The 23,369-nt window shown below is 67.0% G+C and carries 24 protein-coding genes; 7 read left to right on the top strand and 17 right to left on the bottom strand.

The genetic code is table 11. The annotated features are described in order from the left end of the window. The first annotated feature begins 1 nt into the window (after position 1). Genes LY44_RS03315 through LY44_RS03300 form a run of 4 tightly spaced genes read left to right on the top strand, consistent with a single transcriptional unit; the run spans position 2 to position 3,346 of the window. Complete coding sequence (locus LY44_RS03315) at positions 2-886, top strand: transglutaminase family protein (protein WP_055208620.1); 885 nt, start codon at positions 2-4, stop codon at positions 884-886. Further along, positions 883-1,602: a 5-oxoprolinase subunit B family protein gene (locus tag LY44_RS03310; RefSeq protein WP_055208622.1), complete on the top strand. Its 720-nt coding sequence runs from the start codon at positions 883-885 to the stop codon at positions 1,600-1,602. Before LY44_RS03315 ends, LY44_RS03310 begins: the two co-directional genes overlap by 4 nt. Then, a complete protein-coding gene (locus LY44_RS03305) occupies positions 1,599-2,612 on the top strand; it encodes a 5-oxoprolinase subunit C family protein (protein ID WP_055208624.1) in 1,014 nt (337 codons plus the stop codon). Before LY44_RS03310 ends, LY44_RS03305 begins: the two co-directional genes overlap by 4 nt. After that, complete coding sequence (locus LY44_RS03300) at positions 2,609-3,346, top strand: LamB/YcsF family protein (RefSeq protein WP_055208626.1); 738 nt, start codon at positions 2,609-2,611, stop codon at positions 3,344-3,346. The genes LY44_RS03305 and LY44_RS03300 overlap by 4 nt, the downstream gene beginning before the upstream one ends. Here the strand turns inward: LY44_RS03300 and lpxB are convergent. The 13 genes from lpxB to pyrH all read right to left on the bottom strand — a co-directional run bounded on the left by lpxB (position 3,334) and on the right by pyrH (position 15,550). Next, a complete protein-coding gene (gene lpxB / locus LY44_RS03295) occupies positions 3,334-4,485 on the bottom strand; it encodes a lipid-A-disaccharide synthase (RefSeq protein WP_055208628.1) in 1,152 nt (383 codons plus the stop codon). The two genes, LY44_RS03300 and lpxB, sit on opposite strands and share 13 nt — an antisense overlap. After that, on the bottom strand, positions 4,482-5,288 hold the full coding sequence (locus LY44_RS03290) for an LpxI family protein (RefSeq protein WP_055208630.1): 807 nt from the start codon (positions 5,286-5,288) through the stop codon (positions 4,482-4,484). Before LY44_RS03290 ends, lpxB begins: the two co-directional genes overlap by 4 nt. Further along, entirely contained in the window at positions 5,285-6,079 is a 795-nt protein-coding gene (gene lpxA, locus LY44_RS03285) for an acyl-ACP--UDP-N-acetylglucosamine O-acyltransferase (RefSeq protein WP_055208632.1), read from the bottom strand. Before lpxA ends, LY44_RS03290 begins: the two co-directional genes overlap by 4 nt. A gap of 2 nt (positions 6,080-6,081) precedes the next feature. Further along, a complete protein-coding gene (fabZ, locus tag LY44_RS03280) occupies positions 6,082-6,543 on the bottom strand; it encodes a 3-hydroxyacyl-ACP dehydratase FabZ (protein WP_055208633.1) in 462 nt (153 codons plus the stop codon). Positions 6,544-6,647: 104 nt separating this feature from the next. Beyond that, entirely contained in the window at positions 6,648-7,271 is a 624-nt protein-coding gene (locus tag LY44_RS03275; protein WP_160320010.1) for an OmpH family outer membrane protein, read from the bottom strand. 13 nt (positions 7,272-7,284) lie between these two features. Continuing rightward, positions 7,285-9,669 (bottom strand): outer membrane protein assembly factor BamA, encoded by a 2,385-nt coding sequence (bamA, locus tag LY44_RS03270; RefSeq protein ID WP_055208637.1) that lies wholly within the window; start codon positions 9,667-9,669, stop codon positions 7,285-7,287. A 121-nt stretch (positions 9,670-9,790) separates the two neighbouring features. Further along, positions 9,791-9,964, bottom strand: a complete 174-nt coding sequence (locus LY44_RS17810; protein WP_160320011.1) for a hypothetical protein — start codon at positions 9,962-9,964, stop codon at positions 9,791-9,793. A gap of 107 nt (positions 9,965-10,071) precedes the next feature. Next, on the bottom strand, positions 10,072-11,406 hold the full coding sequence (gene rseP, locus LY44_RS03265) for an RIP metalloprotease RseP (RefSeq protein ID WP_081024328.1): 1,335 nt from the start codon (positions 11,404-11,406) through the stop codon (positions 10,072-10,074). Between the two features lie 3 nt (positions 11,407-11,409). After that, positions 11,410-12,582: a 1-deoxy-D-xylulose-5-phosphate reductoisomerase gene (gene dxr / locus LY44_RS03260; RefSeq protein ID WP_055208639.1), complete on the bottom strand. Its 1,173-nt coding sequence runs from the start codon at positions 12,580-12,582 to the stop codon at positions 11,410-11,412. Between the two features lie 3 nt (positions 12,583-12,585). Beyond that, positions 12,586-13,380 (bottom strand): phosphatidate cytidylyltransferase, encoded by a 795-nt coding sequence (locus LY44_RS03255; protein ID WP_055208641.1) that lies wholly within the window; start codon positions 13,378-13,380, stop codon positions 12,586-12,588. Further along, positions 13,377-14,129 carry a polyprenyl diphosphate synthase gene (gene uppS, locus LY44_RS03250; RefSeq protein WP_055208963.1) on the bottom strand — a complete coding sequence of 251 codons (753 nt, stop codon included), beginning with the start codon at positions 14,127-14,129 and terminating at the stop codon, positions 13,377-13,379. Before uppS ends, LY44_RS03255 begins: the two co-directional genes overlap by 4 nt. A gap of 20 nt (positions 14,130-14,149) precedes the next feature. Then, entirely contained in the window at positions 14,150-14,713 is a 564-nt protein-coding gene (gene frr / locus LY44_RS03245) for a ribosome recycling factor (RefSeq protein WP_055208642.1), read from the bottom strand. A 105-nt stretch (positions 14,714-14,818) separates the two neighbouring features. Beyond that, the gene (gene pyrH, locus LY44_RS03240; RefSeq protein WP_055208644.1) at positions 14,819-15,550 is read right to left on the bottom strand and encodes a UMP kinase; all 732 of its coding nucleotides are present in this window, start codon (positions 15,548-15,550) and stop codon (positions 14,819-14,821) included. 50 nt (positions 15,551-15,600) lie between these two features. Between pyrH and miaA the strand changes: the two genes are divergently transcribed. The 3 genes from miaA to LY44_RS03225 all read left to right on the top strand — a co-directional run bounded on the left by miaA (position 15,601) and on the right by LY44_RS03225 (position 18,144). Next, positions 15,601-16,536 carry a tRNA (adenosine(37)-N6)-dimethylallyltransferase MiaA gene (miaA, locus tag LY44_RS03235; RefSeq protein WP_394325848.1) on the top strand — a complete coding sequence of 312 codons (936 nt, stop codon included), beginning with the start codon at positions 15,601-15,603 and terminating at the stop codon, positions 16,534-16,536. 100 nt (positions 16,537-16,636) lie between these two features. Continuing rightward, positions 16,637-17,533 (top strand): AraC family transcriptional regulator, encoded by an 897-nt coding sequence (locus tag LY44_RS03230; RefSeq protein WP_223230738.1) that lies wholly within the window; start codon positions 16,637-16,639, stop codon positions 17,531-17,533. A 77-nt stretch (positions 17,534-17,610) separates the two neighbouring features. Then, on the top strand, positions 17,611-18,144 hold the full coding sequence (locus LY44_RS03225) for a TIGR00645 family protein (RefSeq protein ID WP_055208646.1): 534 nt from the start codon (positions 17,611-17,613) through the stop codon (positions 18,142-18,144). Between the two features lie 51 nt (positions 18,145-18,195). Here the strand turns inward: LY44_RS03225 and adh are convergent, their stop codons facing one another. The 4 genes from adh to LY44_RS03205 all read right to left on the bottom strand — a co-directional run bounded on the left by adh (position 18,196) and on the right by LY44_RS03205 (position 23,055). Further along, on the bottom strand, positions 18,196-19,722 hold the full coding sequence (gene adh, locus LY44_RS03220; RefSeq protein WP_055208647.1) for an aldehyde dehydrogenase: 1,527 nt from the start codon (positions 19,720-19,722) through the stop codon (positions 18,196-18,198). A gap of 355 nt (positions 19,723-20,077) precedes the next feature. After that, complete coding sequence (locus tag LY44_RS03215; protein WP_055208650.1) at positions 20,078-21,052, bottom strand: GAF domain-containing protein; 975 nt, start codon at positions 21,050-21,052, stop codon at positions 20,078-20,080. Between the two features lie 96 nt (positions 21,053-21,148). Beyond that, positions 21,149-21,928 (bottom strand): RlmE family RNA methyltransferase, encoded by a 780-nt coding sequence (locus LY44_RS03210; RefSeq protein WP_055208652.1) that lies wholly within the window; start codon positions 21,926-21,928, stop codon positions 21,149-21,151. Continuing rightward, positions 21,925-23,055 (bottom strand): Ppx/GppA phosphatase family protein, encoded by a 1,131-nt coding sequence (locus LY44_RS03205; protein WP_055208654.1) that lies wholly within the window; start codon positions 23,053-23,055, stop codon positions 21,925-21,927. The genes LY44_RS03210 and LY44_RS03205 overlap by 4 nt, the downstream gene beginning before the upstream one ends. Positions 23,056-23,369: the final 314 nt, after the last annotated feature.

Here is a 23,369-nt window from a genome sequence, read left to right as displayed (position 1 = left end):
CATGCGCTACGACATCAAACTGGCCATCGACTACGATTACGCCGCGCCCTCGGACCATCTGCGCAATCTGGCGCGGCTGCTGCCGCCCGACATTGCCGGAGCGCAGCGGGTGGTGGCGCGGCGGCTGACGCTGGACCCGGCCCCGGACGAGCGCCGCGAGGGGCTGGATTTCTTCGGCAATGCGGTGACTTCGGTGGTCTGGCACCGCCCCGTCGCCGATGTGCGGTTCGAACTTTCCGCAAGGATCGAACGGCTGGCGCAGCCCGTGCCGCTGGATCTTTCGCCGTCGCTGCTGAAACTTGGCGCCGAGGTCGCGGCCGAGACGACACTGGCCGCCACCGCCCCGCATCATTTTCTGGGCGCCTCGCCGCGCGTCGTGCCCTGCCCCGAGATCACCGCCTTTGCCCGCGCCGCGACCAGCCGCACGATGACCGCCGCTGCCGCCATCGCCGCGGTGGGCCATGCGCTGCACCGGCACATGACCTTCGACGCCGAGGCGACGACGGTCGACACCCCCCCGCGCGAGGCCTTTGCCCGCGGCCGCGGCGTCTGTCAGGATTTCACCCATGTGATGATCGCCGCCCTGCGCGGCATCGGCATTCCCGCGGGCTATGTCTCTGGTTTTCTGCGCACGTTTCCGCCGCCCGGGCAGCCGCGGCTGGAGGGCGCGGATGCGATGCACGCCTGGGTGCGGGCCTGGGTCGGGCGCGAAATGGGCTGGATCGAATTCGATCCGACGAATGACCAGACCGCCGGGGTGGATTTCGTCACCGTCGCGATCGGGCGCGATTACGACGACGTGGCGCCGATCCGCGGCGCCTTGCGCACGGCCGGCCGGGCCAAGACGCGGCAGGCGGTCGACGTGCTGCCGCTGGATGCCGAATGAGCCTGCCCGAGATCCTGCCGCTTGGCCTTGATGCCCTGCTGGTGCGCTTTTCCACCACCTGGTCGGAGGCCGCCAACACCGCGGCGCAGCGGCTTGCCGCGGCGCTTTCGGCCGATCCGCTGCCCGGACAAACCGAGGTTGCGCCGGGTCTGGGATCGGCCCTGTTGCGCTTCGACCGGCTGAAAACGACGCGCGCGGCCATCGTTGGCGCGGTGCGCGACCGTCTCGACCATGCGGCGGCGCCGGAAGATGCTGCGCGGCATTGGCTGGTGCCCGCCTGTTTCGGCGGCGTGGAAGGCCCGCAGCTGGCCGCGGCCGCAGCCCTTGCCGGTCGCAGCGAAACCACCCTGATTTCAGAGCTTTGCGCAACGAACTTGCGGGTTCTGGCGCTGGGCTTCGCGCCCGGCCAGCCTTACTTGGGCACCCTGCCCGACCATTGGCAGATGCCCCGCCTGCCCGCGCTGACACCACGGGTCGCGGCGGGCACGATCACCACCGCGCTCTGCCAGATCGTGCTGTTCGCCGCGCCCTCGCCCACCGGATGGCGGGCGCTGGGCCGCACCGCCTTTCGTCCCTTTGCCGCCGAGGCCGCCGAGCCCTTCCTGCTGCGCCCGGGCGATTTTCTGCGATTCACCCCGACAAGTGCCGAAAACATCGCCATGCTGATCGAAAAAGGCGATCCTTTGGGGGGTGCAATTCGGAGTTTTCCGAAATGACGGGATATCTGGAAGTAATTTCCGCCGGTCCCGGAATTTCGGTGCAGGATCTGGGGCGGCCGGGCTACACCGCATTCGGTCTGTCGACCGGGGGCGCCGCCGACCGGCGTGCGCTCTGGGAAGCCGCGGCCCTTCTGGGCCAATCCGGCCCGCAAGCCGCGCTGGAACTGCCGCTGACGGGCGGGCGGTTTCGCGTCACCGCCCCCAGCCGCATTGCGCTCACCGGCGCGCCGATGCAGGCCAGCCGCGATGGCAAACCCCTGATCTGGAACGCCTCCCATCTGCTCGCGCCCGGCGAATGCCTGGATCTGCGCCCTGGCGAGAGCGGCGTTTACGGCTATCTGTCGCTCGCGGGCGGGCTTTTGACACCCGAAACGCTCGGCGCCCGCGCCACCCTTGCCGCGGCGGGGCTGGGCACGCCGGTTCACGCGGGCCTGCGCCTGCCCTTCGGCGCCGATCCGGCCCCCGATGCCGCGCCGCAGCATCTGCCGCCGGAGGACCGGTTCACCGGCGGCGCGCTGCGGGTGATCGCGGGGCCGCAGACCGCGCTTTTCGACACCGAAACGCGGACCCGCGCCTTTGCAACCCGCTTCCGCGCCGGTCCGGCCAGCCGTCAGGGGCTGGCGCTGCTGCAAGACGGGGCCGCTTTTGCCACCGAAACCTCGGGCTTGCTCTCGGATTTCATCGGCCCGGGCGACATCCAGATGACCGGGACGGGACAAGCGGTTGTGCTGCTCGCCGATTGCCAGACCATCGGTGGCTATCCGCGCCTTGGAACGGTGATCCCGCTTGATCTGCCCCGCGCCGCGCAGGCGCGCCCCGGAACCGCCCTGAGGCTGGTCGAAATCCCGCTCGATGCCGCCGAGACCGCCTCGCCGCCCGAGGCGCTCTGGCTGGCGCAGATCCGCCGCCTGCTCCGCCCGCTGACCCGCGATCCGCGCGACATGACCGATCTTTTGGCCTATCAGCTGATCTCGGGCATGATCCGCGGCGACGAGGAGGACGCATGAAACTTGATCTCAATTCCGACATGGGCGAAGGGGCGGGCGCGGATGCGGCGCTGCTGGACGTCGTGACCTCGGCCAATATCTGCTGCGGGCTGCATGCGGGCGGGCCGCTGGAAATGGCGCGGGTGATGGCGCTGGCCGCCGCGAAAGGCGTCGGCCTCGGCGTGCATCCGGGCTTTGACGACCGGGCGCATTTCGGCCGCACGCGGATGGCGCTGTCGAAACCCGAGCTGGTCGATCTGATCGCGTATCAGACCGGCGCAATGGCCGCCGTGGCGCAGGCCAAGGGCTTGAAATTGCGGCATTTCAAGCTGCACGGGGCGCTCTCCAATATGGCGTCCGAAGATGCCGATCTGGCCCGCACCTGCTATGCGGCAGCGCTTTCCGTCGTGCCGGATCTGAAGCTGATGGTGCTTTCGGCCACCGCGCAAGAGACTGCGGCGCGGGATCTGACCGCCGATTGGGCGGGCGAGATTTTCGCCGACCGCGCCTATAACGACGATGCAACGCTGCTCGATCGGTCGCTTCCGGGCGCGGTGCTGCATGACGCCGAGGAGGCCGCGGCGCGGATTCTGGCGATGCTGCACGCGGGCGCGATCCTTTCCGCCAGCGGCCATCGCATCCCGGCGCGGATCGACACTGTCTGCCTGCATGGCGACACGCCGCAAGCTCTTGAAATGGCGAAATTGCTGCGCAGCAAATTGCAGGCCGAAGGGGTCGTGCTTCAGCCCCTTTGAAGGAAGGAAAGAACCGATCGCGCGGCGCGCAGGCCCGGGGCCTCGCCGCCCTCGCCCAGCCGCTGCATCGTTGTTTCCATTGCGGAAACCTGTTCCGCGCGGCGTTGCGGATCTTGCAGCAATTCCTGCAAGGCCCGCGCCATGGGTTTCGGCCGACAGGCCGGGCCCAGGAATTCCGGCACGGCCCGGGTTTCGGACACAAGGTTCACCAGCGTCACCGTGTCGATCAGCATCGCGCGTTTCGTGATGTGCCAGGTGAGCCAGTTCATCCGGTAGCCGATCACCATCGGCACCCGGTTCGCCGCCAGTTCCAGACTGACCGTGCCCGAGGCCGCAAGCGCCAGATTGGCCGTGGCAAAGGCGGCGCGCTTTTCGGCCGGGTCCGAAATCACATTCGGCACCTCGTCCCAGCGACAGGCCAGCTTGCGCACCAAAGGCGCCACGCCGCGCACGGTGGGAATGAGCACGCGCAGCCCGGGCAGATCTCGCCGCAGCGCAGCAACGGTCGCGGCAAAGCGTGGCATCAGCCGCTTCACCTCGCCGCGGCGCGAGCCGGGCAGACACAGCAGCACCGGCTGATCCGGGCCGATCATCAGGGTCTGGCGCAGCGCGGCGGCTTCGGCGGCCGGGGCCCGCGGCTCGGCCACGACCGGATGGCCGACGAAATCGCAGCTCATCCCCGCGGCGGTCATATAGGGCGGCTCGAAGGGCAAAAGCGCCAGAACGTGGTCGATCACCTCGGCCATCTTCGCCGCGCGACCGGGACGCCAGGCCCAGACCGAGGGGGCGACGTAATGCACGGTCTTTTGCGCCGGGCGCGCCGCCTTGACGATCCGCGCCACGCGCAGGCAGAAATCCGGGCTGTCGATGGTGATGAGCGCGTCGGGTGCCGTCTTCAGCACCGCCTCTGCCGTCTCGGCAATGCGGCGTTTCAGCTGGCGATATTTCGGCAGCACTTCCAGAAGGCCCATCACCGACAGCTCTTCCATCGGGAAAAGGCTTTGCAGGCCAAGGGCTTCCATCTGCGGCCCGCCGATGCCCACGAAAGTCACACCGGGAACAAGGTCGGTCAGCGCCGCCATCAGCGCCGCGCCAAGCTTGTCGCCAGAGGCTTCGCCGGCGACGAGGAAAAGCTTCACGGAGAGCGCCCCCAAAGGAAGATCCCCGCCGCTTCGGCGGCCGCGATCGTCGCCGCGCGGTCCAGAAGCAGCACGCCCCCCGCTTCGAAAACGATGCCGGAAAGACCGGCCGCGGCGACCTTGGCCACGGTCTGCGGACCGAGCGCGGGCAGGTCGATGCGGCGATCCTGCCCCGGTTTCGGCGCCTTGAAGAAGACGCCCGCCTTCGGCAGCGGCACCAGCCCGCGATGCGCGGCGACGAAATCCAGCAGCGCATCGGTGCCCGGAAGCGCCTCGACCCCAAGGCAGAGACCGCGCGCCACGACCGCGCCCTGCCCGACATCGACCGCGCCCAAGGCCGCGACGATCTCTGCTGCGCGCGCAGCATCCAGCTGGTCCTGATCGCCGACCGTGCCGCACAAAAGCCCGTCGCCCGGCACAAGACCCGGGGCGACCCGGTCGGCGCCGATCACCTCGAACTCCCATTCCTCGAAAAGCGCGATCACCGCGCGCAGCGTCGCATCATCGCCCGCTTGCATCGCGCCCACAAGCCGCGGCACCAGCGCGGCGGTGCGGGCGTCGAAAAGCTCGGGCTCCAGCTTCGGGCGTTGCATCGCGCCCGCGAAACAGACACGCCGGATGCCGCGATCCGTCAGCGCGTCGAGGAACGGCACCAGCCGTTCGATGCGGAACGGCAGCACCGATCCGCCCGGAGCGGGCTGGCCTTCAAGCGCGCAGACCAGCATCCCGGGCGCGGCTTGCAGCAGCAGCCCGGGCAGCGCGCCGCCCCCGGCGATCAGCGCGGTTTCAGATCCCACGCTCATCGCGGCGTCAGGAAGCTGCGGTCCGAGGGACCGAGGATGAAATCAAGCACTTCGCGAACGTGGCGGCTCTCCGTCCCCTCTTCCGAGAGCTTGCGGGCCTGTTCGCGGAAATTGCCCTCGCCAAGCGCCATGTAAAGTTCGCGCAATGCTGAAATTTCGGAACGTTCGACACCGCGGCGTTTGAGCCCGACAAGGTTCAGCCCCTCAAGCCCCGCGCGCGGCCCCGCCACCAGCGCATGCGGGATCACATCCGAAGCCACCATCGACAAAGCACCGATGATCGCGCCATGGCCGATGCGCACCCATTGATGCACGCCCGAAAGCCCGCCAACGATCACATCGTCTTCGATCACGCAATGGCCCGCGATGGCGACCGAATTCACCAGAATGACCCGGTTGCCGATCTGCACGTCATGCGCGACATGGGCATTGGCCATGAACAGCCCGTCGTCGCCGACCCGGGTCACGCCGCCGCCGCCCTCGGTGCCGCAGTTCATCGTCACATATTCGCGGATGCGGTTGCGCGCACCGATCACCAGCCGGGTCTTTTCGCCCTTGAATTTCAGATCCTGCGGGATCTGCCCCAGCGAGGCGAAGGGAAAGACCACGGTGCCCGCGCCGATCTCGGTCGCGCCGGCGATCACCACATGGCTTTTCAGCTCCACCCCCTCGGCCAGCACGACCTCGGGGCCGATGTGGCAGAACGGGCCGATCTGGCAGCCCGGGCCGATCACCGCCCCCGGCTCGATCACCGAGGAGACATGCACGCGGGCGGTTGCGTCAACGGCCATGGTCAGCCCTTCAGATCCATCATCGCGGTGAATTCGGCGGTGGCCGCCAGCTGCCCCTCGACGAAGGATTCGCCGAGGAATTTCCATACCTTGCCACCGCCGCGCTTGACCGTCACCCGCATTTCCAGCACGTCGCCCGGCACCACCTTGCGGCGGAACTTGCAGGCGTCGATCGCCATGAAATAGGTGCCCAAGGGCTTGTCGATCACGTTCATCGAAATGCCCACGACCACCGCCGCCGTCTGCGCCATCGCTTCGACGATCATCACCCCCGGCATCACCGGTTCCTCGGGGAAATGGCCGGTGAATTGCGGCTCGTTGTTGGTCACGCATTTGATGCCGACCGCGCTTTCGAAGGGCACGATGTCGCGCACCTTGTCGACCATCAGGAAGGGGTAACGGTGCGGGATGATCCGCTTGATCAGGCTCAGATCGGCGCTGGTATGGGGGGCGGGTTCGCTCATCTTCGATCCTTCCAAAACGGGCCCTGCTGCAGGGTCGGGGCCTTTGGCCGTTGCTAGCGTCGCGCGTTCCGCTTGGCAAGGACGGGGCGCATCGGCATGGGCGGCTATTCGCCGCCGCCCGCCCCGGACCCGGGCTGGCCGGGCGCGGCGGCGGGGCCCGCGCCCAGACGCGCATCCATCAGCCGCGCCAGATCCTCGGTGATGTCGGCGGCTTCCAGGCCGCGGATGATCGCCCGGCGATCGAGCACCATCACCGCGCCGCGGCGGGTCAGGATCTCGTCGATCAGCGGGCCGGAGGCGACGAAAAACGCCTGCTGCGCCGCCTCGAAGCTTTGCGTCAGCGCCTGCGCCTTGGCCTTTTGCGCCGCGCGGATCCCCGTCGCGCGTTCGTCGAAAGCATCGGCCTCGGCGCGAAAGGCCGCGGGCGTCAGCTTCGCCCGGCGTTCGGTCAGCAGCTTTTCCTCGGCGATCAGGTCATCGGCGATGCGGGTGTTTTCCGCCGCAAGCGCCGTCGACTCGCGGGTCATCTCGGCGGCGATCGCCTTGCCCCAGAGCGTGTCATCGAAGAGCCGCTCGAAATCGAGCGTCAGCACCGGCACCGCGGCCGGGGCCACCGGCTCGGCCCGGACCGGCGCCGCAAGGCCAAGCGCCAGCACCGCCGCGGCAAGGCACAGGCGCAAAAGGCCGGGGAGGCTCCCCGGCCCCGTCAGGGCTTTGCGCTGGCGCATCCGCCGCATCGGCTCAGAACTTCGTCGCGATGGTCAGATCGAAGTTCTGTTCCTCGTCGTAGTCTTCCTTTTTCAGCGCCGTCATGAAGTTCAGCCGCAGCGGGCCAAGCGCGGAATCCCAGAACACCGAAAAACCGACCGAGGAGCGCAGATGCATCGAGTCATCGACCGTATCGGTGCGGCTCGGACCGCCCGCGGTCTTGTCGAGCCCCCAGACCGAGCCGGTATCCCAGAACAGACCGCCATGGATGCCGTATTCCTCGGGCAAGCCCAGCGGGAATTCGGTTTCCAGCCGCAGCGCGGCATAATACTTGCCGCCCAGGGCGTCCTGGTTCGGCACCTTCAGATCGCGCGGGCCGTAGCCATTGCCCTCGAAGCCCCGCACCTTGTTGTTGCCCGAAAAGCGATCCAGAACCGTCAGCGTGGTATCGCCCCGCGCCGCGATCGCGCCGCCTTCCAGCTCGGCGCGCAAGGTCACATCCTCGTTCCAGACCTTGCGCTCGGCGCGCAACAGGGCCGTGGTCTTCAGCGCCTCGACATCGCCGCCCAGGCCATAAAGATCCTGGCTGAAACGGAAGGTGAAGCCGGTGCGCGGGTCGATGCCGGTGCGGCGGGTGTCGAACGTGTAGGTATAACCCGGGCCCATGCTGCTGCGCTTGCCCTCTTCGTCGCTCAGGATCCACGAGGAGCCGACCGCATCATTCGTCGCGGAATCGCTATCCGGATCGGCGTCATAGTCCGTCACACCGTAGAGCTCGTTGTTCAGGAAGCTGTAGCGCATTTCCAGCCGCGCGTTCCGCGCCAGCGGGAATTCGAGCGAGGGCGTAAGCCCCATCATCTTGGTGTTGTAATCGGAATTGTCGCTTTCCGAAGTGTTGTACCAGATCCGGAACCGCCCCTTCAGGTCGCGGCCCAGAAGATGCGGCTCGATGAAGTCGATCGAATTCTGCTGGTTGTCCTTGGTCGTGCCGATGGAGATGCCCAGATATTGCCCACGGCCCAGGAAGTTCGCTTCCTCGAGCGAGGCATTGATCCCGAACCCGGCCGAAGCCCCGTAGCTGGCGCCAAAGGTCAGCGAACCGGTCGGCTGTTCCTCGACATCGACGCCGACGATCACCTGATCGGGGCCGGTGCCCGGTTTCGTGCCGACATCGGCCTTGGAGAAGAAGCCAAGCGCGCGGATCCGTTCCGAGGCGTTCTTGATTTCGCGCGGGTTGAAGGGGTCGCCTTCCACCGTGTTGAACTCGCGCCGGATCACGCTGTCCAGCGTGGTGGTGTTGCCCTCGATGTCGATGCGCTCGACAAAGACGCGCTCGCCCCGCACCAGCGCGAATTCGACGTTCAGCGTCTGCGTGCGCGGATCGCGGGTGATGCGCGGATCGACGCGGACAAAGTTCACGCCCTTGCGCAGCGCGACTTCCTCCATCCGGGTCACGGCGTAATCGATGTCGGTCGGCGAATAGATCCGGCCCGAGCGGATCTTTGCCAGCCCCTCGAACTCCTTGGCGTCAAGCTCGCCCACTTCGGACACCGTGGTGATCTGGCCGAACTTGTATTGCTGCCCTTCGCGGATGCTGAAGGTCATGAAGAAACCTTCGCGGTCGCGCGTCATTTCCGAGGAGACGCCGGTCACTTCCACATCCGGATAGCCGCGGGAATGGTAGAAATCGACCAGCATCTGCCGGTCAAGCTGCACCCTGTCGGGGACGAAGGTGTCGCGCTGGATCAGCCGGTGCAGGATGCCCGCCTGTTTCGTGCCCAGCACGTCGCGCAGACGCCGGTCCGAGAAGGAGCGGTTGCCGGTGAAGGTGATGCGGTTGACCTCGGAGACGGCGCCTTCCTTGATCTCGAAGACGACATCGACGCGGTTGCCGTCGCGCTTGATCACTTTCGGATCGACGCGGGCGGCCAGACGGCCGGTGGTGGCGTAGCCCTCGGCGAGCGCGGCGGCATCGGCCTCGAGCGTCGCCGGAGAGAACACCTTGCGCGGCTGCGTCTTCACCAGCCCGGCCAGCTTGTCATCCTTGAGGATCTTGTTGCCCTCGAAATCGACGACGTTGACGGTCGGATATTCCTTGACCCGGATCAGCAGCGTGCCGCCCTGCGGCACGATCTCGACGCTTTCGAACAGGCCCGAGCCCTGCAGCCGCTGAAACGCGTCGTTCAGCGCCCCGGCGCTGACCCTGGCGCCCTTGGCGATTCCGGCATAGCTGAGGATCGTCGCCGGTTCGACCCGGTCGTTGCCCTCGATCTTCACGCTTTGAAAGGCATAGTCCTGCGCCAGCACGGGCGCGGCGACAAAGGCGCAAGGCACGGCAAGGGCAAGGAATGTGCTGGTCGCGAGCGTCCCCAGACGGGTCTTCGCCCTGGGCTTGGCAAGTTGCAGCCGGATCGTCATCGCACTCTCCCCGTCAGGTCGCTTGGCGCAGTTCTCTGACGTGACTAGCGAGAAAGACGGCCCTTGTCAAAGCGACAGACCGTGTTCGGGCGCCAGGAAAGCGCGAGATATGGTAGATCGGTCAAAGCTGATACAGGGCCGGATCGGCGGGGGAAAGCAGCGCCGAAACCTCGATGCCGATCACCAGAGCCCCGGCCAGCGCGACGAAGATCGCCACCGGCACCAGAATGCGGTCGGCCGCAAGATCGAAGACGAGCGAGACGCTCCGGTATCCTTCGCTCAGAACCGCCTGCATGATCGGGTCTCCTTTGCCTTTCGGAAAGGAAATACCCGTTCAATACGGCCTAATTAGGGCGGATCGGGGCGAATTTGCGGCGCCGCCGCCCCGCGCCCCGTCCGGTCTCAGCACACCAGATCGTTCCAAAGGCCAAAGGCCATCAGCACCAAAGCCAGCCCGACCGAGACCATCAGGCTCATCACCCGGTCCGACGGCGGCTTGCCGGTGACGCCTTCCCAGAGGTGGAACATCAGATGGCCGCCATCCAGCACCGGGATCGGGAACAGGTTCAGGAAGCCCACCGCGGTCGAGAGCATGGCGATGAACCAGATGAAATCCGCCACCCCCGCCTTGGCCGCCGCGCCCGAGCCCTCGGCAATGCCGATGGCGCCGCGCAGGTTGCAGCTGGAAATCTTGCCCAGCACGATATGCTGGATCGCCGAGACCGAGGCGGTGATCGCCGCCCAGGTCTGCTTTGCCCCGCCGGTCAGCGCCTCGACCGGACCGATCGCCTCGGTGACCGGGCTGAAGCCCGGGCCCGCGATCAGGCCGATCTTGTAATCGCTGACGAAACTGCCATCCGGGCGCGGCATGTCGACGATCTTCGGCGTCAGCGTCACCGAGAGCGTGCTGCCGCCGCTGTCCTCCTCGGCGGGACGCCACAGATCCAGCGTCAGGGGCGCGCCCTTGCCCGCACCGACCTTGGCGACCAGATCTTCAAAGCGCCAGATCGGCTGCCCGTCGATCGCGGTGATGACGTCGCCCATCCGGATCCCGGCGGCATCGGCGGCCGATTGCGGCAGCACCTGCGCGGCGCGCGGCGGCGCCAGCTGCGGCCCCTCGACGACCAGATCGGTGCCCTCGCGCAGCACGCGATAGCTGAGGAAGGGTTTTTCCGGCGTCGTCACCTCGCGCAGGCGGTCGTAATCGGGCAGCGCGACGCCTTCGAGCGCCAGAAGCCGGTCGCCCGGGCGCAGATCGCCCGAGCCGCCGGGCAGCGCCACCAGCTCGGCCACCTGCGGCGGCACGGCGGGCTTGCCCTCCCAGGCCATCGCCCCGGCAAAGACCAGGATCGACAGGATGAAGTTGAAGACCGGCCCCGCGGCAACGGTCGCCGCCCGCGCCCAAAGCGGCGCGCCATGCATCGAATGACGGCGTTCCTCGGCGTTCAGCCGCGCCATGGTCTCCTCGTCCACCCCCGCCGAGGTGGCGTTGGCATCGCCCAGAAACTTGACGTAACCGCCCAGCGGGAAAAGAGAAATCTTCCAGACCGTGCCATGCTTGTCGACCCGGCTGATCAGCTTCGGCCCGAAGCCGATCGAGAAGGCCTCGGCCTTGATGCCGCACAGCCGTCCGACGATGTAATGGCCGTATTCATGCACCGTGACGATGATCGAGAGCGCGACGACAAAGGCCAGCACGGTCTGCAGCATCGAAACGAGGTCGGGAAGAAAATCCAAGGGTCAGGTCCTTACTGTCGGCACAAGGCTGCGCGCAAGCGCCCGCGCGGTGGCATCGGTGTCCATCACCATATCGAGACTGTCGAGCGGTTTTCCAAGCCCGTGACGCGCGGTCATCTCGGCCAGCACCGCCTCGACCAGACGGCTCATCGCCAGAAAGCCGATCTCCTCGCCGATGAAGGCATCAAGCGCGGCTTCCTTGGCGGCGTTGAAGGCCGCCCCCGCGGTGCCGCCCATCGCCATCACCTCGCGCGCCAGACGCAGCGCCGGGAAGCGCGCGTCATCCGGGGCGCGGAAAGTCAGCGCGCCGATCTTCGCCAGATCAAGCCGCGCGACGGGCAGGTCGATACGGTCGGGCCAGTTCAGCGCATAGCCGATGGCATGGCGCATGTCGGGCGCGCCCAGATGCGCCATCAGCGCGCCATCCTTGAAGCCGACCAGCGCGTGCACCAGCGATTCCGGGTGCACCAGCACCTCGATCTGCTCGGGCTTCACACCGAAATATTCCTTGGTTTCAATCAGTTCCAAGGCCTTGTTGAACATGGACGCGGAATCGATGGTGATCCTTTGCCCCATCGCCCAGTTCGGATGGGTCGAGGCCTGGGCCACCGTCGCCTGCGCCAGTTTCTCGATCGGCCAGTCGCGGAAGGCCCCGCCCGAGGCGGTGATGATCACCCGCTCGACCGCGTCGATCTCCTCGCCCACCAGCGCCTGAAAGACCGCCGAATGTTCGCTGTCGACCGGCAACAGGCGCGCGTTGTGTTTCGCGGCTTCGGCCAGCAGCAGCGGCCCGGCGGTGACCAGCGATTCCTTGTTCGCCAGCGCCAGCGTCGTGCCCTGGCTCAGCGCGGCAAACCCGGGCGCCAGCCCCGCGGCGCCGACGATCGCCGACATGATCCAGTCGGCCGGACGAAGCGCCGCCTCGATCAGCGCGGCTTTGCCTGCCGTGGCCTCGATGCCGGTTCCGGCCAAAGCCTCGCGCAGCGCGGGCAGGCAGTCTTCATGCGCGGTCACCGCGACCTCGGCCCGGAAGGCCCGCGCCTGTTCGGCCAGAAGCCGGATGTTGCGCCCGCCAGACAGGGCCACCACCTGAAAGGCCCCGGGCCTGCGGGCGATCAGGTCAAGCGTATTGACCCCGATCGAGCCGGTGGACCCGAAAACCGTAATGCGTCGCATGACTTAGCCTCCGAAAAGCGTTTGCGGCATCAAGGGCACAAGCAAAAGCACCACCACAGCCGCGCCGATCAGCGCGTCGAACCGGTCCAGCACTCCGCCGTGACCGGGGATCAGGGCCGAGGAATCTTTCACCCCCATCCGCCGCTTGATCGCGCTTTCCGCGATGTCGCCCATCTGCCCGGCAAGCGCCACAATCGGCGAAAGCCAGACAAGCGCAAGCCCGCCCGGGCCCGCTGCGGCGAAAAGCCCGCCCACGGCGCCTGCGCCGACCCAGCCCGCCACGGTGCCCGACCAGGTCTTTTTCGGCGAGACGCTGGGCCAGAATTTCGGCCCGCCAAATGCGCGGCCCGCAAAATACCCGCCGACGTCCGAGGCGACGATGACGCAAACCAGCCACAAGATCACCCCCGGCCCGACGCCAAGGCGCAGCGCCACCAAAGCATAGCCCGCCAGCAGGATCAGCACCGCATAGGCGGCGAAAATCGCCCGGTCGCGGCGGGCCGTGACGAAGCTGCCAAGCGCCGCGGGCAGGATCAGAAGCGGCGTCAGAAACCACAGATGCCCGAAAACGACGACAAACAGCGCCGCAGCGGCGGTCAGGCCAAGCGCGACCGCAGGCCAGGACGCGGCCCCCTCGGGGCGCGTCATCGCCGCCAGTTCCCAGATCATCAGCCCGGTGACCAGCACCGCCAGCGCAACAAAGGGCAGCCCGCCCAGCCAGATCGCCAGCGCCCCCGCCGCGACCATCGCCAGCCCCGAGCCCGTGCGCACGCGCAGATCCGACCAGTTGCCGCTCATCCCTTCACCCCGCCGAAACGCCGCTCGCGGCCGGAAAATTGCGAAAGTATCGCCGCCAGCGCCGCCGGGTTGAAATCCGGCCAAAGCGTCGGCGTGAATTCATATTCCGCGTAAGCCGCCTGCCAGGGCAGGAAATTCGACGTCCGCGTCTCGCCCGAGGAGCGGATCACCAGATCCGGATCGGGGATCGCCGCGGTGTCGAGATGGCTTGCAAAGACCGCCTCGGTGATCGCCTCGGGGGCCAGCCGCCCGGCCGCCACCGCCTCGGCCATCAGGACCGCCGCCCGGCGCAGCTCGTCGCGGCCGCCGTAATTGATCGCCACGGTCAGGTTGAGGCGCGCATTCATCGCCGTGCGCGCCTCGATCCCGTCCATCAGCCCGCGCAGCTTGCCATCGAGCGGCCCGCGGTCGCCGATGAAGCGCATCCGCACCCCCTCGGCCGACATCGCATCGGCCTCGCGCTGGATGTAGCGGGCAAAAAGCGACATCAACCCAAGGACTTCCTCGGTCGAGCGCTTCCAGTTCTCGGTCGAAAAGGCATAAAGGGTGAGCCATTTCACCCCCAGATCGGGGCAGGCGCGGACGATCTCCTTGACCCGTTCCGCACCCTTTCGGTGCCCGACGAGCCGCGGCCAGCCGCGCTGCTTGGCCCAGCGGCCGTTGCCATCCATGATGATCGCGACATGCGAGACGCCGTAATCGGTGACGCCACCGCCGGTCGGCGCGGGTCGGGGCTCGGTCGCGGTCATCATCTGCCTTTCCGCACGTCTCAGACGTGCATGATCTCCGCCTGCTTGCCCTCAAGCGCCTTGTCGACCACACCGATGTGCTTTTTCGTCAGCTCTTCGATCTCGGCTTCCCAGAACTTCACGTCGTCTTCCGACATGCCGTTCGCCTTGGCCTTCTTGATCTGGTCCATGCCGTCGCGGCGCACGTTGCGAATGGCGACACGGGCATGTTCGGCATATTGCGCGGCGACCTTGGTCAGCTCGCGGCGGCGTTCCTCGTTCAGCTCGGGGATCGGCAGCATGATGATCGGGCCGTTGGTCTGCGGGTTGATGCCCAAGCCCGAATCGCGAATGGCCTTTTCGACCTTGCTGATCATGCCCTTGTCCCAGACGTTCACCGTCACCATCCGCGGCTCGGGCACGTTGATCGTGCCGACCTGGTTGATCGGCACCAGCGAACCGTAGCTGTCGACCATGATCGGCTCGACCATCGAGGCCGAAGCCCGCCCGGTGCGCAGCGTGCCGAATTCATGTTTCAGCGCATGCATCGCGCCCTCCATGCGGCGTTCGAGGTCGTCGGTGTCGATTTCGATGTCGTCGGACATGGGGTCCCCCGCTTTTTTCCGTTTTCGTCTTCTTAACGGGGCGGGCGGCGCTTGGATAGGGGCCAAGCGCGCACACCCGTTCCGTTGCGTCACATGTCGCCGGTCTCAGCCCTGCACGCGGGTATAGGTGCCCTGCCCGGCCAGAATGGTGCGGAACCCGCCCGGCTCATCCAGCGAAAACACGATGATCGGCAGGTTGTTGTCCCGCGCCAGCGCAATCGCCGAGGCATCCATGACGCCAAGGTTCTTTTGCAGCACCTCGTCATAGCTGACGGTATCGTAGCGCTTCGCATGGGCGTGTTTCTTCGGGTCCATGTCATAGACGCCATCGACCTTGGTGCCCTTGAAGATCGCCTCGCAGGACATTTCATTCGCCCGCAGTGTGGCGGCGGTGTCGGTGGTGAAATAGGGGTTGCCGGTGCCCGCGGCGAAGATGCAGACGCGCTTTTTCTCCAGATGCCGCACGGCGCGGCGGCGGATGTAGGGTTCGCAGACCTGATCCATCGGAATCGCGCTGATCACACGGGTAAAGACCCCCATCGATTCGAGCGCGCCCTGCATGGCGAGCGCATTCATCACCGTCGCCAGCATCCCCATGTAATCGGCCGTCGTGCGCTCCATCCCCTGCGCCGAGCCCGCAAGGCCGCGGAAGATGTTGCCGCCGCCGATCACCATGCAGATCTCGACGCCCAGATCGCGCACCGACTTGATCTCGCGGGCGATGCGCTCGACGGTCGGCGGGTGCAGGCCATAGCCCTGATCGCCCATCAGCGCCTCGCCCGAGATCTTCAGAAGCACGCGTTTGTATTTCACGATCGGTTCGTCGGTGTCGGTCATCGCGGCTCCTTGGCGGTCCCTGGTTGTCATCGGGGCGCAAAATGTCGCAAATGGCGTCCGGGATCAACCTCAACCGCAGCCTCGGGATCATCGCCGTGTTCGACCTTGCCGCCCTGCCCGCTGACCGCCCGGTGCTGATCGCGGGGGCGACGGCCTCGGGCAAATCCGCGCTGGCGCTTGAAATCGCTGAAAAATCCGGCGGCGTGGTGGTGAATGCCGATGCGCTGCAGGTCTGGTCGTGCTGGCGCGTGCTCTCCGCCCGGCCTTCCGCGGCGGAAGAAGCCCGCGCGCCCCATGCGCTTTACGGCCACCGCGCCCCGGGCGAGGATTATTCCGTCGGCGCCTGGCTGCGCGAGATCGGCCCGATCCTTGCTGCCTTTCGCGCAGGCGCCGGGCCGCGCCCGATCATCACCGGCGGCACCGGGCTTTACCTGAGCGCGCTGACCGAGGGGCTGGCCGAAATTCCCGCGACCCCGCCCGAGATCCGCGCCGAGGCCGACCGCCGCCGCCTGACCGAGGGGCACGCGGGCCTGCTGGCCGAGCTGGACCCCGCCACCGCCGCCCGCGTTGACGGGCTGAACCCGATGCGGGTGCAACGGGCGTGGGAGGTGATGCGGGCGACCGGCCGCGGGCTGGCCGCCTGGCAGGACGCGACGCCGCCGCCGCTTCTGCCGCTGGCCGCCGCCGTGCCGCTGCTGCTCTCGCCCGAGCGCGACCTTCTGGCGGCGCGGATCGATGCCCGCTTCGAGACGATGCTTGAGTCGGGCGCGCTGGACGAGGTCCGCGCCCTGCTGCCCCAGTGGGACGGCGCGGCGCTCTGGGCCAAGGCGATCGGCGCCCCCGAGCTGGTCGCGCATCTGCGCGGCGAGATCGATCTGGCCACCGCGACCGAGCGCGCCAAGGCCGCCTCGCGGCAATATGCGAAGCGGCAACGCACATGGTTTCGTGGCCGGATGGGGGGCTGGCACAACATCCTGCGGGGCTGAAACCGGGCCGTGCCAATTTCGGCGCGGTCACGTTTTTCGTTGGATTAACAAGGGGATCTTCCCTATCCTTGGGCCGACCGCCGCCGCCCCGGAAGCTTTCGTGACCCTTTTCAAGACCCCCCCGCTCGCGCCCTTCGCCAAGACCCTGCGCCCGGGCGCCCCAGCCCTGTCTGTCGCGGCCAAGCCCACGCGGCCGAAGTCGCTTTTGCCCGAGCCGCCCTCGGTGCCGCGCATCGTGCCGATCGCCCGGCTCGCCCAGGGCGGGCGCTGGCGGGTCGAGGCGATGCGGGCTCTGTCGGAACCCTGTTTCCTGTGGTTCACCCGCGGTCAGGGCCGCATCACCATGGGCGGCGTGACCCGCGGCTATGGCCCCTATTCGGCCGCCTTCCTGCCCGCGGGGGTGATGCACGGCTTCGAGATCTCGACCCAGACCACCGGCATGGCGGTGTTTTTCGGCAAGAATTCGGACCTGACGCTGCCGCATGCGGCGCAATATCTGCGCGTGCGCGAACCTCCGGTGCAGGCGGAAATCTCGGGGCTGATCGAATCGGTGATCCGCGAGCTGGAAAGCAACCGCCCCGGATCGGACCGGGCGGCGCTGCATTATCTGGGCCTTTTGAGCGTGATCATCGAACGTCAGGGCATGTCGCAGGCGGCCGAGCCCCGCGCCTCGGAGGCTGCGCGCAAGCTGGTGACCCGCTATGCCGCGGTTCTCGAACGCGATTTCCGTTCTGGCCTGGGGGTGGCGGACTATGCCGCGCAGCTCGGTGTGACGGCGACGCATCTGACGCGCTCGTGCCGGATCAGCTGTGGCCGGGCCGCCTCCGAGCTGCTGCAGGATCGCCGCCTTTACGAGGCGCGTCGGCTGCTCAGCGAGACCGGAACCCCGGTCAAGGACATCGCCGCAGCACTTGGCTTCAACAGCCCCGCCTATTTCACCCGCGCCTTTCAGGCCCGGGTCGGCAAGACCCCCTCGGCCTTCCGCAAGGGCGGCTGAGCCGAGGGTCGGCGCCCGGCTCTTGCGCGCGGCGGGGCCGTCCCTATCTAGGCGGAGCAGACATTAACGGAGTATTCATGGAACGCGCGATCGAACGGGTGCTTTTTGCCAGCCGCTGGCTGATGGCACCGATGTATCTGGGGCTGGTGGGCACGCTGGCGATCCTGCTCTGGGCCTTCGTGCTGGAGCTTTACCATTTCGCGCTCGAAATTCCGCAGCTGACGGTGGATCACGCGGTGATGGGGGCGCTGTCGCTGATCGACCTGAGCCTGGCGGCGAACCTGATCCTGATCGTGATCTTCTCGGGCTACGAGAATTTCGTCTCGCGCATGGACACCCACGACCACGAGGACCGGCCGGATTGGCAAAGCGAGGTCGATTTCTCGACGCTGAAGCTGAAGCTGGTCGCCTCGATCGTGGCGATTTCCGGGATTCACCTGCTCAAGGTGTTCATGGATATCGACAAATATCCGCCGGAAAAGATCACCTGGATGGTGGTGATCCATCTGGTCTTCGTCATCTCGGGGGTGCTGCTCGCGCTCATGGACTGGATTGCCAATCACGCCAAGTCGATGAAGAAGACCGCGAAATACGACGCGGCGAAATCCTGAGACAGACCAGTCGGGCCGCGTCGAAACGCGGCCCGGGCCGGGCGGGAGGGATCAGAAGAAGCCCAGCTTGTTCGGGTTGTAGCTGACCAGCATGTTCTTGGTCTGCTGGTAGTGGTCGAGCATCATCTTGTGGGTTTCACGCCCGATGCCCGATTGCTTGTAGCCGCCAAAGGCCGCATGGGCCGGATAGGCGTGGTAGTTGTTGACCCAGACGCGCCCGGCCTGGATGTGGCGGCCGAAGCGGTAGCAGGTGTTGATGTCGCGCGACCAGACGCCGGCGCCCAGGCCATACATCGTGTCATTGGCGATGTGCAGCGCTTCGTCCTCGTCCTTGAAGGTGGTGACCGAAACGACCGGCCCGAAGATCTCCTCCTGGAAGACCCGCATCTTGTTGTGACCCTTGAGGATCGTCGGCTGGATGTAGAAGCCGTTCGCCAGATCGCCGCCCAGGCTCGCCGCGTCGCCGCCGCACAGAACCTGCGCGCCTTCCTCGCGGCCGATCTTCAGATAGGACAGGATCTTGTCCTGCTGTTCCTGGCTTGCCTGCGCGCCGACCATGGTTTCCATCAGCCGCGGGTCGCCCTGCTTGATCGCCTTCACCCGGGCGATGGCGCGGGCGATGAACTCTTCATAGATGTCCTCCTGAATGAGCGCGCGCGAGGGGCAGGTGCAGACCTCGCCCTGGTTGAAGGCGAAGAGAACGAAGCCCTCGACCGCCTTGTCGAGGAAGGCGTCATCCTTGGCCATCACATCCGAGAAGAAGATGTTGGGCGATTTGCCGCCCAGCTCCAGCGTCACCGGGATCAGGTTTTCGGTCGCATATTGCATGATCTTGCGGCCGGTCTCGGTCGAGCCGGTGAAGGCGATCTTCGCGATCCGGTTCGACCGGGCGAGCGGCGCGCCGACATCCGGCCCCATGCCGTTGACGATGTTCAGAACGCCGGGCGGCAGCAGGTCCTTGATCACGTCGATCAGCACCATGATTGCGGACGGGGTCTGCTCGGCCGGTTTCAAGACGATGCAATTGCCCGCCGCCAGCGCCGGGGCCAGTTTCCACGCCGCCATCAGGATCGAGAAGTTCCACGGGATGATCTGGCCGACGACGCCCAGCGGCTCGTGGTAATGATAGGCCACGGTGTCATTGTCGATTTCCGACATCGAGCCTTCCTGGCTGCGCAGCACCCCCGCGAAATAGCGGAAATGGTCGACGGACAGCGGAATATCGGCGGCGGTGGTTTCGCGGATCGGCTTGCCGTTGTCCCAGGTCTCGGCGGCGGCAAGCAGGTCGAGGTTCTCTTCCAGCCGGTCGGCGATCTTCAAAAGCACGTTCGAGCGATGCGCGGCCGAGGTGGTGCCCCAGGCGCCCTTGGCGGCATGGGCGGCATCGAGCGCCATCTCGACATCGGCGGCGCCCGACAGCGCGACTTCGCAGATCTTCTCGCCGGTGATCGGCGTGATGTTGTCGAAATACTTGCCGCCCACCGGCGGGGTCCACTTGCCGCCGATGAAATTGTCGTAGCGCGGCTTGAAGGGCGACACCATCACCCCCTTGAAATCATGCGGCATGTCGTTGGCCATCTTGTCCTCCCTGATGGTCTGACCCCCTCCCCGGGGTGTCGATGGGAAAAGACTGCGCCTCTTTGCGATTCTTGCATAGCGGCTTTGTTTTTCCGTTATGGCGGAGCTGTTTCAGGGACGAGACAGGTGCAGCTGCAGCATCGCAAAATTCGTAAAGGCGGCGCGGGGTCGCAGGTGGGGAAAGGGGGGCTCTGCCCCCCTCGGCTGCGCCTCACCCCCCGGGATATTTCGGCCAAGGTGAAACGGCATGAGAAAGGCGCCCCGGCCGGAGCGCCCTTGCCTTTCACCTTGGTGCAAATATCCCGGGGGGTGAATTGCCCGGCACGGGCAAGAGGGGGGCAGCGCCCCCCCCCCCTTACACGCTCAGACCAAGCGCCTTGGCCTTGCGATAAAAGGTGGCGCGGCCGATGCCGAGATCGCGCGCCGCCGCCGAGACATTGCCGCCCGCGCGCGCCAGCGCCCGCACCATCTCGGCGCGCTGCGCCTCGGCCAGCGCGCCCTGCCCCGCCTCGCGCCTGGCGCCGAAGAGATCCGTGGCAGGCACCCGGCCCATCTGCGCCTCGTCCAATCCCAGCTGGCGGCGCGCCGCCCGCGTCGCCCCGATCACCAGATCGTCGCGGTCAAGCGCCAGAAGCACCACCCCCTGCGGGCTCTCCTCGGCCGCGCCGGTCGAGAGGATGCGCGCCCCCTCGAAGGAGGCGCGGAACAGATCCGCTTCGATCCGGCTTGCCGCATCCTGCACCGTCAGCGCGACCAGACGGGCGTAGCCCTCGGTCATGTCCTCGCGCGCGGAAGAGACGTCGATCACCCCGGCCAGCTCGCCCCGCGCGCCAAAGACGGGGGCGCCCATGCAGGTCAGCCCGGTGTTGGTGGCGCGGAAATGCTGATCGCGCCAGACGGTGACGGGCCGCCCCTCGGCCAGACAGGTTCCGATGCCGTTCGTGCCCTCGCGCCCCTCGGACCAGTCCGATCCGGGGGCAAGGTTCGAGCCGTGAAAGGCCCGCCGGTCGGCCTCGCGCATGCGTTCTTCCAGCACCAGCCCCTCGGCATCCGACAGAAAGACGGCACAGCCCGCCTCGCAGGCGGCGCGGGCGAGCCGGTCGAGCACCGGGGTTGCGACGCGCAGCAAAAGCCCCGCCGCCTCGCGCCGGGCGGCGATATCGGCGGCGGTCAGCCGGTCGGTAACCCGCGCCCGCGCCGGGTCCAGCTTGTGATGGATCATCGAGCGGCGCCAACTGGCGGCAAAACCGGCCCGCGCCCCGGCATTGGACGAGGCGACGACCGCTTGCACGATCTCGGCATGGTTGCGCGTGGGGGCAGAAAGACGCATCGGAAAGCCTCCCCTCTTTTCGGTGCTTTCCGCAGGATAGGCGCTTTGCGGCCTCACGCAAGTGCAGGCCGCAGCGCTACGACTTTGGTCTAAGGCTCAGTCCTCGGCGGGTTCCGCCTGCCCCTCTTCGTGGCGCTTGCCGCGGAAGCCGGTGGCGACGACGAATTTTTCCGAGCTGTCCTTGCGGCTGGCGGGCGGCTTCATGTTCACCACCTTCTCGAAATTCTTCTTCAAGACCGTCATCAGCCCCTGTTCGGCGCCCCCCGCCAGCACCTTGGCGACAAAGGTGCCGCCCAGTTCCAGCACGTCGAAGGCGAAATAGGCGGCGTGTTCGCACAGGGTAATGATGCGGAGGTGATCGACCTGCTGGTTGCCCGAGGCGGCCGCCGCCATGTCCGACATCACCACATCGGCGCGCCCGCCCAGCCAGGCCTTGACCTTGTCGTCGGCGCCATCTTCGAGGAAATCAAGCTGATGCAGCTCGGCCCCGGCAATCGCCGCGATCTCCTGCAGATCGACGCCCAGAACCGTGCCGACCTTCTTGCCGCCCTTTTCGCCCAGCGCATTCACCCGCGCGACGGCGACCTGACACCAGCCCCCCGGCGCGCAGCCAAGGTCCACCACCCGCGCCCCGGGCACGAGGAAGCGGAACTTGTCGTCCAGTTCCATGATCTTGTAGGCGGCGCGGCCGCGATAGCCCTCTTTCTTCGCGCGCACCACATAGGGGTCGTTCAGCTGCCGTTCCAGCCAGAGCGTCGAGGACAGCTTGCGCCCCTTTGCGGTCTTCACCCGCACCCGCAGATCGCGCTGCCCGCGCCCCGAAGTGTTCTTGCCAGAGCCCGCACCGCCCGATTTGCCGCTGGGGGGTTTCGTCATTTCATCTCTCCCTCGATCGGCTTCATTTCTTCGATCACGCCGTCTTCGGCCATCTGCGCATACAAAAGCCCCTCGCGCAGGCCGCGGTCGGCCACCGACATCTTGTCCGTCGGCCAGACCCGCATCAGCGCCTGCAAGATCGCCGCCCCCGACATGATCAGCGTGTGCCGGTCGCGCCCGATGCGCGGATCGGCGCGGCGTCCCTCGGGGCCGAGCGTCAGGAAGGAGCGGATCACCGCGTCGATCTCGCCCGAGGTCATTGTCAGACCATCGACCCGGTTGCGGTCATAGCGCTTCAGGTTCAGATGGCAAGCGGCAACCGTCGTCACCGTGCCGGAGGTGCCGATCACCTGAAACCCCTCCTGCGGCGTCCCCGAGGCATAGGGGGTGAAATCGGCCAGCTTTTCCTCGAAAAACCAGGACATCAGCGCGAATCGCGCGGCGTCATCCTCGACATCGCCGAACTGGTCCTTGAGCGTGGCCACGCCCAGCGGAACGGAAATCCAGTCCACCACCCGCGCCTGCGGGATCTCGCCCTCGGGCTGATCGAAGCCGCCCGAAAGCCGCATGATCGAGCGCGGCCGGTCCGAATGCGGCACCCTGGAAATGTCGATCCACACAAGCTCGGTCGAGCCGCCGCCGATGTCGACGACCAGCACCTGCTCGCTGCGCGGATTGACCAGCGAGGCGCAGGAGATCACCGCCAGCCGCGCCTCTTCCTCGGGCGGGATGATTTCCAGCGGCAGCCCGGTCTCGCGCCGGACATAGCGGATGAAATCCCGCGCATTGCCCGCGCGGCGACAGGCCTCGGTCGCGACCAACCGCATCCGCTTGACGCCATGCGTCTCGATCTTGCGGCGGCAGATCTGCAAAGCCTGAACGGTGCGCGCCATCGACGAGCGCGACAACCGGCCCGAGGCTTCCAGCCCCTGACCGAGTTGAACAGCCTTGGAAAAGCTGTCCACGACCTGAAACTGATCGCCCTTCGGTCGGGCGATCAGCATCCGGCAACTGTTGGTGCCGAGATCGAGCGCAGCATAAAGCTCGCCCGGCTCGGCGGGGTGGGATGCGGCGCGTTCGACCAGTTTCGGGATCGCGCCCGCAGCCCGAGGACGCCTGGGCGCCATCTTACGCCCTCCGATTTCAAGTTACCCCCTAGGTAGCGCGGGGGGGCCGAAGGTTCAAGCGCCCGATGACATCTTCGTGACGTCGCAAGGCCGAAGCAAGGCGGGGGGCGCTGCCCCCCGGGCCTGCGGCCTCCCCCCGAGGTATTTGAAGCAAGATGAAGGGCCGCCATTTCATCTTGCCCCAAATACCTCCGCCGGAGGCTCTGCCGCGCGGGGCAAGGCGACCGGGCGGGGCCTTGGGCGCGCCTCATCATCTTGATGCATCTTTTGAAGATGCAAGGACAGGCGCAGCAGGGCCAAGGAACCTGCGCGGT

Source organism: Rhodobacter capsulatus, assembly GCF_003254295.1.
Classification (GTDB): domain Bacteria; phylum Pseudomonadota; class Alphaproteobacteria; order Rhodobacterales; family Rhodobacteraceae; genus Rhodobacter; species Rhodobacter capsulatus.
The sequence above is the reverse complement of the archived record's forward strand: the minus strand, read 5'-3'. Positions and strand labels throughout refer to the sequence as shown.

What these genes read in the sequence shown, in the direction of transcription:
- LY44_RS03225 (WP_055208646.1), top strand. Translation starts at nt 17,611, where the DNA reads ATGGAACGCGCGATCGAACGGGTGCTTTTTGCCAGCCGCTGGCTGATG.
- bamA (WP_055208637.1), bottom strand. Translation starts at nt 9,669, where the DNA reads ATGACGATCCGGCTGCAACTTGCCAAGCCCAGGGCGAAGACCCGTCTG.
- LY44_RS03255 (WP_055208641.1), bottom strand. Translation starts at nt 13,380, where the DNA reads ATGAGCGGCAACTGGTCGGATCTGCGCGTGCGCACGGGCTCGGGGCTG.
- LY44_RS03290 (WP_055208630.1), bottom strand. Translation starts at nt 5,288, where the DNA reads ATGAGCGTGGGATCTGAAACCGCGCTGATCGCCGGGGGCGGCGCGCTG.
- LY44_RS03300 (WP_055208626.1), top strand. Translation starts at nt 2,609, where the DNA reads ATGAAACTTGATCTCAATTCCGACATGGGCGAAGGGGCGGGCGCGGAT.
- LY44_RS03305 (WP_055208624.1), top strand. Translation starts at nt 1,599, where the DNA reads ATGACGGGATATCTGGAAGTAATTTCCGCCGGTCCCGGAATTTCGGTG.
- LY44_RS03210 (WP_055208652.1), bottom strand. Translation starts at nt 21,928, where the DNA reads ATGACGAAACCCCCCAGCGGCAAATCGGGCGGTGCGGGCTCTGGCAAG.
- LY44_RS03205 (WP_055208654.1), bottom strand. Translation starts at nt 23,055, where the DNA reads ATGGCGCCCAGGCGTCCTCGGGCTGCGGGCGCGATCCCGAAACTGGTC.
- pyrH (WP_055208644.1), bottom strand. Translation starts at nt 15,550, where the DNA reads ATGACCGACACCGACGAACCGATCGTGAAATACAAACGCGTGCTTCTG.
- dxr (WP_055208639.1), bottom strand. Translation starts at nt 12,582, where the DNA reads ATGCGACGCATTACGGTTTTCGGGTCCACCGGCTCGATCGGGGTCAAT.
- LY44_RS03215 (WP_055208650.1), bottom strand. Translation starts at nt 21,052, where the DNA reads ATGCGTCTTTCTGCCCCCACGCGCAACCATGCCGAGATCGTGCAAGCG.
- miaA (WP_394325848.1), top strand. Translation starts at nt 15,601, where the DNA reads ATGGCGTCCGGGATCAACCTCAACCGCAGCCTCGGGATCATCGCCGTG.
- LY44_RS17810 (WP_160320011.1), bottom strand. Translation starts at nt 9,964, where the DNA reads ATGCAGGCGGTTCTGAGCGAAGGATACCGGAGCGTCTCGCTCGTCTTC.
- LY44_RS03315 (WP_055208620.1), top strand. Translation starts at nt 2, where the DNA reads ATGCGCTACGACATCAAACTGGCCATCGACTACGATTACGCCGCGCCC.
- fabZ (WP_055208633.1), bottom strand. Translation starts at nt 6,543, where the DNA reads ATGAGCGAACCCGCCCCCCATACCAGCGCCGATCTGAGCCTGATCAAG.
- uppS (WP_055208963.1), bottom strand. Translation starts at nt 14,129, where the DNA reads ATGACCGCGACCGAGCCCCGACCCGCGCCGACCGGCGGTGGCGTCACC.
- LY44_RS03275 (WP_160320010.1), bottom strand. Translation starts at nt 7,271, where the DNA reads ATGCGCCAGCGCAAAGCCCTGACGGGGCCGGGGAGCCTCCCCGGCCTT.
- frr (WP_055208642.1), bottom strand. Translation starts at nt 14,713, where the DNA reads ATGTCCGACGACATCGAAATCGACACCGACGACCTCGAACGCCGCATG.
- lpxA (WP_055208632.1), bottom strand. Translation starts at nt 6,079, where the DNA reads ATGGCCGTTGACGCAACCGCCCGCGTGCATGTCTCCTCGGTGATCGAG.
- LY44_RS03310 (WP_055208622.1), top strand. Translation starts at nt 883, where the DNA reads ATGAGCCTGCCCGAGATCCTGCCGCTTGGCCTTGATGCCCTGCTGGTG.
- adh (WP_055208647.1), bottom strand. Translation starts at nt 19,722, where the DNA reads ATGGCCAACGACATGCCGCATGATTTCAAGGGGGTGATGGTGTCGCCC.